We start from the raw sequence: 11620 nt of genomic DNA, 5'->3' as shown, positions 1-11620 counted from the left end.
GGGCGGCAGCGTCGGCAATCGACCCCGTCGGGGTCGCGCGTGCGGATCAGTCCGGATCGTCCGGATGCTTGCGCAGGTGAAGGATGCTCATCACGAGACCACCCCACAGGGTGATCAGAGCGAGGATCATCATGCCCATGGCTGCCGTACTCACTGGGTACCTCCGGTGGACGAGTCGGGTCCGGGGACGGAGTCACCGGACGGAACGGAGACCTGGGCGGATGCGAGCGGACGATTCTCGTCGAGCTCGTATTCCTCGTCGATCCCCTTGCGCCACGGGACGAACGTCAGGAGCACGGCAAGGACGATCACGCCGGCCTGCACGCCCCACCCGAAGGCGGTGACCAGGCTGTCGGGAAGGCCACCGTAACCCTCGCGGATGCGGTCGCGGACCTCGCTGAAGAGCATGTAGCCGAGAACCAGTGGGGTGACGATGCCCGTGAACACCATCCATCCCGTTCCCACCCGGAAGGACGACACCGAGTTGAGGTGGTCGCGGAGTTCGGGCAGGCGCCGGTAGATCCAGGCGACCACCACGAGCGCCACGAAGGCGACACCGACGATGCCGAACTGGTTCGCGAAGCGGTCCACCACGTCGAGAGTGTTCAAGCCGGTCGTGGTGGGGAAGAGCAGCAGCGACACGATCGCCGACACACCACCGATGGCCAGGACGGCCGGCACCCGGCCGAGACCGGTCTTGTCCTGGAAGGCCGAGACGGTCACCTGGATGATGCTGATCATCGACGTGAACCCGGCGAAGACCAGCGAGCCGAAGAACAGCACGCCGAAGATCGGGCCACCCGGCATCTCCGAGACGATCGTCGGGAAGGCGATGAACGCGAGACCGATACCGCCCGCGACCACCTCACCGACCTCGACACCCTGGGCCTGGGCCATGAAGCCCAGGGCCGAGAACACACCGATGCCGGCGAGCACCTCGAAGCTCGAGTTCGAGAAACCGACGACCAGACCCGACCCGGTGAGGTTCGTCCTGCGCTTCAGGTACGACGCGTAGGTCACCATGATGCCGAAGGCTACGGACAGCGAGAAGAAGATCTGCGCGTACGCCGCGATCCACACACTGGTGTCGGTCAGCGCCGACCAGTTCGGGCTGAAGAACGCATCCAGACCGGTCGTCGCACCGTCGAGGGTCAGCGACCGGACGACGAGCGCGCCGAACAGCAGAACCAGCAACGGTACGAAGAACCGGTTGGCGTTGCCGATACCGCGCTGGACGCCGAGGGCGAGCACCGCGAGCGTCGCGATCCAGACCAGCAGCAGCGTCCACGCGACGCCCGGCACGAAGTTCAGGCCGAAGGTCGCGTCGGTGTCCTGGTTCAGGAACGAACTCATGAAGAAGCCCTCGGGGTCGTCACCCCACGCCTCGGTGATCGAGAAGAAGGTGTACCGCGCGGCCCACGCCACGATCACCGCGTAGTACACGCCGATGACGAAGCACACCAGCACCTGCCACCAGCCGATGAACTCGGCTCCGCGGCGCAACCGGCGGAAGGCCAGCGGCGGCGACCCGCGGAACTTGTGCCCGATCGCGTAGTCGACCAGGAGGAGGGGGATGCCCGCAGTCAGCAGCGCGACCAGATACGGGATCAGGAACGCGCCACCCCCGTTCTCGTATGCGATGTACGGGAAGCGCCAGATGTTGCCGAGTCCGACCGCCGAACCGATTGCGGCCATGATGAACACCGACCGGCCCGACCAGACCTCCCGTTTACGTGTGACCTCGTGCTGTGCCACGGACCTCGTCCCTCCATTCATTCGGATGGAGCAACGCTAGCGCCCCGACCGGCGCACGGGCGATCTTTCGGGTAGGCGTCTTCAGTCGTCGTCCCAGATCCGCAGATCCGGGGGAGTGTCGCCCTCGTCCTCCTCGCCGACGTTCCGGTAGCGGAACGCGAAGACGATCCAGCCGACGGCGGCGACGAGCACGAAACTGATCAATCGGTACACCACCACCGCCGACAGGGCCTGCGCACCGGTCATCCCGCTGGCGGTGAGCGCCGGGACCAGCACCGCGTCCATGACGCCCAGCCCCGCGGGAAGCAGCGGGATGGCGCGGCTCGTGGCGGTTCCGGCCGCGTAGGCGACCGCGATACCCGCCAGGCTCGGCGCTCCACCGACCGCGTACGCGGCGAACGCCAGGCACGCGCCGTCGCACACCCAGTTGCTCACCGACCAGCCGAACGCGCGGGCCGCGTGCGGACGGTCGAGTTGCACCGCGCTCAACTGATCGACGATCTTCCGCCACGCCCGGGCACCCGCGTGTTCGGGTTTCTTCCGCAGACGGTTCAGCCCGCGCAGGGCGATCAGGCCGATCGACTCGAACGAACCCGGATTGCCCGCCGCGTACTGGATGAGCACGACCAGCAGCAGCAGACCGCCGATCGAGAAGATCAACGAGAACGGGTTGTTGCTCGCGCCGACGAGCAGAGCGCCGACGAGGCCCAGCAGCGCGAGCCCGGCGGCCTGGAGGAGACCTGCCATGACCAGCTGCCAGGTCGACACCACCGGGGATGCACCCCAGTGGCGCATCTGCCGGTAGGTGAAGGTCGTCCCGACCACCGGTCCGCCCGGAAGGGTCACGCTCATGGAGTTCGCCGCCAGTGCCACCGAGAGCGATTGCCGCTGCGAGACCTTCACGTCCGCCGCGGACAGCAGTGCCCGCTGAACCCGAGCGAAGGTCGACATCTCCGCCATCGACGCGCACACCGCCGCGAGGACCCACCACCAGTACAGGTGCCCGAGGCCGCGGACGCTGTCGGACAACTCCGGCCACACGAGGACGATCTCGACGGTGAGCACCACGACCAGCAGTGCGCCGATGAGCCACTTGAGCCGGCGCCGCCGTTTCGGGGTGAGCGGTCCCGTCTCGGCGGTCGTGCCCTGGTCCGGTTCCGTCTCGTCGGCCGTACCGTCGTCCGGTTCCTCGTCGTCCGGTCGTCCCGGTTTCACTGTCTCGTTCGACATCTAGTCGCCGGGCCAGCTGGACAGGGTGTGGCGGTAGAGATCCTCGACCTCGGCGATGTGCTCTCCGAGCTTCTTCCGCGACCAGCCGTTCACGTCGATCGGTTCGAGTACCGCCACGTCGACGGTGCCCGGACGCAGCAGGGTCGAGTGCTTCCACAGGATCTCACCGGTATTGCGGATCACGACCGGCACGATCGGGACACCGGCCTGCATCGCGATGTGGAAGGCGCCCTTCTTGAATCTGCCGATCGCCGGTGTCAGCGATCGTGTGCCCTCCGGGGCGATGACGAGCGACGTCCCCTGCCGGATGGTCTCGACGACGGGTTCGAGTGCCGCGACCGCCTGCTCGGTGTTGGTGCGGTCGACGAAGGTGGCACCGACGAACCGCAGGAGCGGTCCGAACAGCGGATCGTCGGCCATCTCCTTCTTGGTCACGCCCGTGAAGTCCTGCCTCAGGACCTTGGCCAGCACTATCGGATCGAGCTGACTCTGATGGTTGAAGATGAACACCGCCGGTCGCACGGCCCACGCATTCGCCTCCCCGACGATGCGCACGTTCACGCCGGCAAGCGCCAGTGAGACCTCCGAACCGATGTTGATGATCGAGTCGAGGGCGGTCTTACGGCTGCGGTTGACCAGACCCAGGCCGAGGCCCGTCCACACCGAGCCGAAGAAACCGCTGTATGCGGCGACGGTCCGAACGAGCTCCCGCGCACCCGGCGTACCACGCGGCCGGAAACGCATGATCGGCCAGTCGCGTTCGACGGCTGCGCGCGCGAGGGTGCGATCGGGGTTGGTGGCGGTGGGGTTGCCGGTGGTGGCCAGGAACTCCACGTCCTCGCCACCGTTGGAATAGGTGTAGCTGGCCTCGGCGTCGATACCGTGAGTCTCGATGAAACTGCGCGCCGCTTGCGCTTTTCCGCTGCGCCACAACGATTTCCCGTCGACCCGCCCGGTGAGCACGCCGTTCTCCACCTCGAGGGGGGTGAACAGGATGTGCTCGACTCCCAATGCGTCCCCGGCGGCCTGGATCTGGTAGCGGGACGCCGACGAGGCGATCACCACCGTGTGACCCGCATTCTGGTGCGCCCCGATGAGCTGCCACGCCTCCGGATACAGATGCCCGGCGATCGTCGTCATGAACAGCCGGTTGCCGATCTCGTAGAGTTCGTCCTCGGTGTGACCGCGCCACGCCTTGAAGGCGATCGCGACGAAACGTTCGAAATCATCCTCGGTCTCCGTCCCGCGGAGTCCGTTGATCATCGTCGCGGCGAGTTCGGATGCGGAGACCTTTCCGGCGAGCACCCGATCGCGGAAGAAGTGGACACCGGAGAACCCGTGCACGATGGTGCCGTCGAAGTCGAAGAAGGCCGCCACCTGGGGTCCGTGCGGACCCGTGCGCACCCGTTCGAGGGCCTGCTCGAGATTCACCGCTCCACCTTTCTGTTCGACACGTCGAGCGACTCGGCCAGCGCGACCCGCTGCGCCAACGCCGACAACTCCGTTGCGAATGCCGTCCTGCGTTCGCGGACGATGGCGCTGTTCTCGTTCCGGTCGAGCAGTCCTCGATTGCGTGCCAGGTCGAGTGCGGACGCGAACAACTCCGACGACACCGATTCCGGTCCGTACAAGCGGCGCTGCAGCAGCATCTGCCGGCCCACCGCCACACACTCCGCGAGGAAGGCGGCGCGGTCGATCTCGAGCTCGGGGTCCCGCACGGCGAGACGCTCCGCCACGACGAGTTGCGCGTCGAAGAACGACCGCAGCGTGCGGTGCGACATGAAGAAACCGGTCTCGACGAGGCCGGTGAGCGCCTCGTCCTTCGTCGGCAGGGCATCGCCCCAGGACGGGACGAGCCAAGCCAGCTCGCCGCGAATCTGGGCCTCGAAGGTGTCGCGGTCGGGGAAGAAGAACTCGAACTTCAGCAGGTCGCGGAGGTTCTTCGCCTCCTCCCACGCGACACGAGCGGGATCGTCGCCGGGATTGGCGTGCGCGTACAGGATCGCCAGTTCCATGATCGAGCGGTTGACGAACCAGTGCACGCCGCTGTTGCGGTAGAACGCCGCCACGAGATGCTGGCCCGGCTCGATGGAATAGACCGGTTCCTCCCCGCCTGCGTAGGTGGTGACCACACCCGCGTGGGTCAGCGACGAGAGCACATCCTCGAGCCCGCCCTCGACGTCGAGGATGTGCAGGCCGCCCTGCGGAACACCGCGACGGTCGAGATAGCGGCGGACCGGGGCGATCACCGCCCGTACCTCCTCGAGCGTCAGCGAGCGGTCGCGTACACCGAGCAGTGCCAGGGTGACCAGGCAGTTCACCGTCACCGGGGTGTTGCAGTTGATGCCGACCGCGGTCTCGAAGGCGACCTTCTGCAGCGCTTTCCGTCGCAGTGCTCGCACTTCCTCGGGATCCGTCGGCGCCGCGGAGGGGCCGGCGGCGAGAGCCGGTGCGGTCAGGTCCGGATCCCCACCGGCGACCAGCAGTTCGCGCATCGACACCGGATCACCGAACCGCACGTACACGTTCCCGGCCCGCTTGCGCTGGTTGCGGGCGTAACGGACGAGCCAACCCAGCCCTTCGGGCTTCTTCGTGGCGCCGGTCTGTTCGGCGGCGACCGCCGCGACCTCGGCCAGGCCCTCGTAGGTGATCGACACGGGCACCAGCATCGCGTCCTCGACCCGCCCGCCGCGGATCGCGTTGGCGACGTAACTGAGCAGGCCGTAGCGCGGGGCCCGGAGCTTGCCCGTCCGGGTCCGGCCGCCCTCGAAATACCATTCGAGGTTGAACCGCTTGCTGAGCAGGAACGCGAAGTACTCCTCGAGCGCCGCCTTGTACACGTCGTCGTCGGCGAAACTGCGCCGGATGAACACCGTGCCGGTGCGGCGGGCGACGGGACCGATCGGCCAGAAGGTGAGGTTGGCTCCGCCCATGATGTGGTTGCCGGGAAAGTCGTTCGCCGCCAGGATGTCGCCCAGGACGAAGGCGTCGGCATAGGACCGATGCGACGGAAGGAACACCAGGGAGTACCGGCGGTTGGACTCGCGCAGCGCACGCAGGCCGGACTCGTCCGCGTGCACCGTCCAGGCCGCCGCGTGCAGCGGCCGCATCGCCTGCGTGAACAGGTCGGTGACCAGACGCGACTGCACGGCCACCAGTTCGTCGAGCGCACTGCGTGCCCGCGCGTCGATCTCGGCGCGCGACAGACCGTGCTCGGCGGCGATCTCGTCGAGACGGCGCCGGAAGAGCGACGAGTCCATGATCTGTGCGGCGACGAGCCGAGGGACCTTGTAGCGGTCCCCGATCACGGCACGTTCGGCGCGTTCGAGTGCGACGACGGCGCGGCGGGTCACGTATCGCGCGAGGGCCTCGTCGTCGGCGGCGCCGCGCTCCGCGGCGAGCGCGGCACGTAATTCGGACAGGCGGGCCGGTTGGGCCACGACGATCCGGTGGCGGTCGGCGCCCTTGCGCACGAGCCACTTCTGCAGCAGCAGATTCGGGTTGCGCGGGTTCGTCAGGGCGAGGACGTCGGAGAACCGCACGCGTCGCGCACCGTCCCGCTCGGCTGGGAGCCACACGACGCGCACGGGCAGGATCAGCGGGTCGTCGGTGCGGGTGACGAGCTGGTCCACGAGCACCCGGGAATCGAGTTCGAGCGATTGCGGACCGGTCGGCGTGCGGTACTTGGCGGGTACCTCGTCCGAACGCAGCCAGTCCTCGATCATCGTCCGTTCGAGTGTCGTCGTGTACGCCACGACCGCCACCGTCGGTCCGCCGGGTGCCCTCACGGTGTCGTCGCTTCGCGGTCGCCCCAGTTGGTCGTTCCTCATCTCACCCCGTCCAGAAGTCGCCCCGGTGTGAAAGTTACCTGTCGTGGCCGTTTCGTTCGGGCGATCCGGACGATCGCAGAGACTTCGCAGATGCACCGGTGGAGTGCCTGAACGACAATGTGGTGGACGAGAGGGCTCGGTGGACCCGCCGACGGCAGGGAGGACGCAGTGACCGCAGGTACCGGACCGGACGGTGGCGAACATGCAGGGCTCGTCGAGTACGCGGGGCTGCGGGAGACGCACTCGTCGGTGGTGTTCTTCGTCGGCGATCGCGTGCACAAGATGAAGAAGCCGCTCGACCTGGGCTTCCTCGACAACCGCACGCGGGAGGCCCGCGAGCGGATCTGTCACCGCGAAGTGGAACTCAACCGCCGTCTCGCGCCCGACGTCTACCTGGGGGTCGCGGACGTCTACGGCCCGGATGGGCAGCCGTGCGAGCACCTCGTCGAAATGGTGCGGCTCCCGGACGACCGGCGCCTGGCCGCGGCGGTCCGGCGGGGGGAGGACGTGTCGTCGGTGATCGACGAAGTGGCCCGGCAGGTCGCGGCGCTGCACGCTTCCTCGCCGCACAGCCCCGGCATCGACCGGTGTGCCTCCGCGGATTTCGTCGCCGAGTTGTGGGATCTCAGTCTCGACCATCTCGGTGGGCTGGAGGTGGGAGCGGATCGCGCCGACTCGTCGGCACGGATACGCGAGTCCGTGCATCGTTATCTCGCGGGCCGGACGGCCCTGTTCGACGAACGCATCGCGGCGGGCCGGGCCGTGGACGGACACGGCGATCTGCTCGCCGACGACATCTTCTGCCTCGACGACGGCCCGCGCATCATCGACTGCCTCGAGTTCGACGACGAACTGCGCTACGGAGACGCGGTTCTCGATCTGGCCTTCCTTGCAATGGATCTCGAACGTCTGGGCGCCGAGGCCGCGGCACGGCGGCTGCTGGAGCAGTACGCCGAGGTCTCGGGTGATCGGCCGCCGCCGTCGCTCGTGCACCACTACATCGCCTATCGAGCGCTGGTGCGAGCGAAGGTGACCGCCCTCCGCTACGAGCAGGGTGATACGGGGGCGCGGGAGACGGCCGCAGGCTTCCTCGACCTGCTCGAGTGCCATCTCGACCGCGGACGTCTTCGTATGGTGCTCGTGGGGGGTGTCTCCGCAACCGGTAAGACGACGCTCGCGCGCACGGCCGGCGCGTATCTCGGCGCGGAGGTGGTGCGCAGCGACGTCGTCCGCAAGGAACTGGTGGGGCTGCGGCCCACCGCCCGGACCGGCGACGGAACGGACACCGGCCTGTACGCGCCGGCGCATTCGGAGGCGACCTACCGGGAGATGCTCCGCCGCGCCGGGACCGCGCTCACCCGCGGACGATCCGTCGTGCTGGACGCGACCTGGTTGTCGTCCGCGCAGCGCGACGCGGCCCGCAGGGTGGCCGACGACACGGCAGTGGATGTGATCGAGATCGAATGTCGTGCGGACGAAGGAATCCTTCTGCAGCGGATGGCATCCCGAACTCAACGCGGCGACGATGCCTCCGATGCGACTCCCGCCGTGCTCGAACGGCAACTCCGGCGGAGGGACCCGTGGCCGGAGGCGTTCCGGATCGACACGGGCGTCGAGACCGTCGACGAGACGCGACTGGAGAGCATGCTCGGTCCGGCGCCCTGGTGATCGCGTCGATCGAACGGGGAACGGGGACCGCTTCCGTCGAAGCGGTCCCCGTTCCCCGGAGGAGCCGGTCTAGGACGTGCGCGCGATGAGCACCGGGCACGGGGCCTTGTGCAGCAGGTTCTGACTCGTGGATCCGAGCAGTGCGGCGCGGAACTGGCCACGACCGTGGCTTCCGACCGCGACGAGCTGGGCGTCGTCGAGGTGCGCGAGCAGGACCTTCGTCGCCGGGCCCCGGTCGATCACGCGGTCGACGGTGACCTCGGGGTGACGGTCGCTCCATCCGGCGAGGGTCTCGGCGAGAACCGCGGTCTCCGAGGTCTCCACTGCATCCCAGTCGACCAGCGCGGCGGTGGCGCCGACGCCGAGAGCGGCATCACCGATCCACGAGTGCACGGCACGGAGGGGGACGTTCAGGGCCGAAGCGAGGTCGAACGCGTGAGTGACTGCGGCCGAGGACAATTCGCTTCCGTCCACGCCGACGACGATCGGCCGCGAATCGGGCAGCGGTGCGTCGGTGTCGCCGCGCCACACCACCACCGGACACGGTGCATGGTTCGCGACACGCAGGACGGTGGAGCCGAGCAGGAAGTTCTCCAGTGCGCCCGCGCCGGTGGCGCCCATGACCACCAGACGGGCATCCTCGGCGGCTTCGAGGAGCGACTTGGCCGCGGGGCCGGGGCCGATGAAGCTACCGATCTCGAGATCGGGGTGATCGGCGCGGACGCGCTCGGCGGCGTCGGCGAGGAGCTTCTTGCCGTCCTCCTCGAGCTGCTGGATCATCTGCGACTGCACCAGCACCGCGGCCTCGCTGTAGAAGATGCCCTCCGGGGGCATCGAGTGCACGAGGTGGAGGGGTGCTCCGATACGCGACGCGACGGCGCCGGCCCATCGCGCTGCCGCTACAGCCGTTTCGGAGCCGTCCACGCCTGCGACGACTGCCTTGCCGGTGCTCGGTGTGCTCATCGATGTCTCCTTCTCGTTGCGGCGCCCGGCTTCCCGTGTGCCGGTCGGCTCGAGGTCACGTTACCGCCACGACGCGGTGGTGACCCGCTGTCGACGGTCTTCATGATCCCCGATCGGACAGGACCGGACCAGGGCCTTCGGACCTCGGTCAGCTCCACAACCGGCGGGCCGATCGGTGGGCCTTCCTCCAGCCCTCGTCCAGGTGCGCGGCCTGTGCGTCGCCGATCTCGCTCTCGATGCGGAACAGGATCCCGAGCCCGAAGCTGGTCTCGGCGGTGTGGCCCTGCTCGGAGAGCATGTGCAGGAGGTGTTCCCGGGCCACCACGGAGTCCTGGAATTCGCCGAGCAGATCCTGGAAGGTGTCGAACCGGTCGAGGATCCGCCCGGAGCGCTTCGGATGCAGCGGCGCGATCACCTCGATGGCGTACCGCATCCGTTTGGCCCCCTTGCGGGCCCGGTGCATCAACTCGTCGCGTTCGGCCGTGCTCTCGGCATCTCCCACCTCGGCGACGCGACGCGACACCTTGTCCGAGAGCGATTCGATCGCATGCAGCAGTTCCTTCCGCGCGACCTTCGGTCGTGCACCCACCGCTTCGGTCGCGGGGGCGAGGTCGTCGATCGCCGAGTCGAGTCGGGCGAGCAACGCGACGTACCGGTCGGAACGGAGGGTGTCGACGGCCTCGAGACGTGCAGCCTCGGATGCGGCCGAGAAGTACTCGTCGATACGGGCTCGCGTCGCTTCCCGGTGCGACTCGACCGGGATGTCGGCGACGCGATCCGCGAGTCGTTCCCATTGGACCTCGAGATCGCGCGACGGGCTGAGACGTCTTCCGAGCCAACGCAGTTCGTCGACAAGGTCGTCGTCCACGGCGATCTCGCCGGAGTAGGTCTGCAGTGCGCTGCGCAGGCGCCGCGCGGCCTTGCGCATGCTGTGCACCGAATCGGGAGCGTCGCGACGCACCGCGAGGTCCGACAACTCCAGAGTGTGCAGTTCGGCTGCGAGATAGTCGCGAACGGGGAGCAGGCCCTTCGCGATCCGCGGTCGGGTGGGGATCAGATCACCGAGCACACGGTGCAGTTTCGAGGGGCTTTCCGAGCGGGTGATCCCGGCCGCCGCGAAGCGCTTCTCGAGCGCCGAGAGGAAGCGGCCGATGGTCTTCTCGTCGAACGAGGAGTTCCATTCGACCTCGATCTCCCGCCAGCGGATCTCGGACCCGTCGGCCCGGCGTACGGCGTCCACCTCGTCGACGACCACCTCCGCGAGGAGGTCGCCGTCGGGAGAGCGGAGACGGTGCCGATGCCGTTGTGTGACCAGCAGGGCGGCCAGGCTCAGCGGCGCACCGCGAAGGAGCCCGCGCAGCAGCGACGACAGGTCGGCGGGGATGTCCTCGGCCGAGTCGTCGCCGAGGGGGAAGTGCAGTTCGGTGCGGGTGTCGACACCGGACGGGAGCTTGAGATGCCATCCTGCGTCGTCGCCGCCCTCACGCCTGCGGAGCGTGATCTTCGAGCGCAGCAGGTTCAGGTCGGCAGTGTCGTAGTACTGGGCCGACAGTTCGAATCGGTCGACGTCGATCGCATCGACGGACGGCAACCCCGCCAGGTCGGGGAGCGGCTGGTCGCCGGTGGCGGAGTACTTGCGTTCGGCCTCCTCCGCGGCGGCCGGGGACGGTGTGCTGGGCATCCATCTGCTCCTTCTCGGTACGCGTCGCCTTCCACCTTGCCATGCGGTCCGGTATGCGGTGATTCGTCCGGCTGTGATCTGCCGATACCGGGCAAAGAGCACTTCGGCCCTGGTCAAGGCTCGGTTCCGGGGTGATCATGGTTCGACGCGGGTCCGGAGGGTAGTGATGAAGGTTCTTGTTTCGGTGGCCAGTCGGCACGGTTCGACCGCGGAGATCGCGACCGCACTCGCCGCGTCGATGCGCCACCGCGGCGCACAGGTCGACGTGAACGCGCCCGAGCACGTCGACGATCTCGGCGCGTACGACGTCGTGGTGCTCGGCAGTGCCGTCTATCGCGGTCGCTGGCTGCGCAGCGCACGGGAGTTCGCCGAGCGGTATGCGTCCGAGTTGCGCGAGCGCGACGTCTATCTCTTCTCGTCGGGCCCGGTCGCTTCGGGCGGGCGACGGGTCGACACGTCGTACGACGCGTGCGCCGTCGCCGAACGCGTCGGG

General features: G+C 68.2%; 9 protein-coding genes. 2 read left to right on the top strand and 7 right to left on the bottom strand.

Annotation, left to right across the window (positions count from 1 at the left end; translation table 11 throughout):
* Positions 1-46: 46 nt before the first annotated feature.
* From A8G18_RS22540 to A8G18_RS15600, 5 genes are all read right to left on the bottom strand, one after another.
* Complete coding sequence (locus tag A8G18_RS22540; RefSeq protein ID WP_081494105.1) at positions 47-154, bottom strand: methionine/alanine import family NSS transporter small subunit; 108 nt, start codon at positions 152-154, stop codon at positions 47-49.
* Positions 151-1755 (bottom strand): sodium-dependent transporter, encoded by a 1605-nt coding sequence (locus A8G18_RS15615; RefSeq protein WP_016934356.1) that lies wholly within the window; start codon positions 1753-1755, stop codon positions 151-153. Before A8G18_RS15615 ends, A8G18_RS22540 begins: the two co-directional genes overlap by 4 nt.
* 81 nt (positions 1756-1836) lie before the next feature.
* Positions 1837-2985, bottom strand: coding sequence for a lysylphosphatidylglycerol synthase transmembrane domain-containing protein (locus A8G18_RS15610; protein ID WP_064064587.1), 1149 nt, complete (start codon positions 2983-2985; stop codon positions 1837-1839).
* Positions 2986-4416, bottom strand: a complete 1431-nt coding sequence (locus tag A8G18_RS15605; protein WP_064064586.1) for an HAD-IB family hydrolase — start codon at positions 4414-4416, stop codon at positions 2986-2988. It lies immediately after the preceding gene.
* Positions 4413-6815, bottom strand: coding sequence for a glycerol-3-phosphate 1-O-acyltransferase (locus A8G18_RS15600; RefSeq protein WP_064064585.1), 2403 nt, complete (start codon positions 6813-6815; stop codon positions 4413-4415). The genes A8G18_RS15605 and A8G18_RS15600 overlap by 4 nt, the downstream gene beginning before the upstream one ends.
* A gap of 117 nt (positions 6816-6932) precedes the next feature.
* On the opposite strand from A8G18_RS15600, the gene A8G18_RS15595 reads away from it, so the two are divergent.
* The gene (locus tag A8G18_RS15595; protein WP_064064584.1) at positions 6933-8483 is read left to right on the top strand and encodes a bifunctional aminoglycoside phosphotransferase/ATP-binding protein; all 1551 of its coding nucleotides are present in this window, start codon (positions 6933-6935) and stop codon (positions 8481-8483) included.
* Between the two features lie 69 nt (positions 8484-8552).
* Here A8G18_RS15595 and A8G18_RS15590 read toward each other — a convergent pair whose 3' ends face one another.
* Positions 8553-9446 carry a universal stress protein gene (locus A8G18_RS15590; RefSeq protein WP_064064583.1) on the bottom strand — a complete coding sequence of 298 codons (894 nt, stop codon included), beginning with the start codon at positions 9444-9446 and terminating at the stop codon, positions 8553-8555.
* A gap of 148 nt (positions 9447-9594) precedes the next feature.
* Positions 9595-11127, bottom strand: coding sequence for a CYTH and CHAD domain-containing protein (locus A8G18_RS15585; RefSeq protein ID WP_064064582.1), 1533 nt, complete (start codon positions 11125-11127; stop codon positions 9595-9597).
* Between the two features lie 166 nt (positions 11128-11293).
* Here A8G18_RS15585 and A8G18_RS15580 point away from each other — a divergent pair.
* Positions 11294-11620: flavodoxin domain-containing protein (locus A8G18_RS15580; protein WP_245207895.1), on the top strand; the 327-nt coding region annotated here is incomplete at its 3' end.

The organism is Rhodococcus gordoniae (assembly GCF_001646655.1).
In the GTDB taxonomy this organism is placed as follows: Bacteria; Actinomycetota; Actinomycetes; order Mycobacteriales; family Mycobacteriaceae; genus Rhodococcus; species Rhodococcus gordoniae.
Note: the sequence above shows the minus strand (reverse complement) of the source record. Positions and strands in the feature narration are given on the sequence as shown.

What these genes read in the sequence shown, in the direction of transcription:
- A8G18_RS15600 (WP_064064585.1), bottom strand. Translation starts at nt 6,815, where the DNA reads ATGAGGAACGACCAACTGGGGCGACCGCGAAGCGACGACACCGTGAGG.
- A8G18_RS15590 (WP_064064583.1), bottom strand. Translation starts at nt 9,446, where the DNA reads ATGAGCACACCGAGCACCGGCAAGGCAGTCGTCGCAGGCGTGGACGGC.
- A8G18_RS15595 (WP_064064584.1), top strand. Translation starts at nt 6,933, where the DNA reads ATGTGGTGGACGAGAGGGCTCGGTGGACCCGCCGACGGCAGGGAGGAC.
- A8G18_RS15610 (WP_064064587.1), bottom strand. Translation starts at nt 2,985, where the DNA reads ATGTCGAACGAGACAGTGAAACCGGGACGACCGGACGACGAGGAACCG.
- A8G18_RS15585 (WP_064064582.1), bottom strand. Translation starts at nt 11,127, where the DNA reads ATGCCCAGCACACCGTCCCCGGCCGCCGCGGAGGAGGCCGAACGCAAG.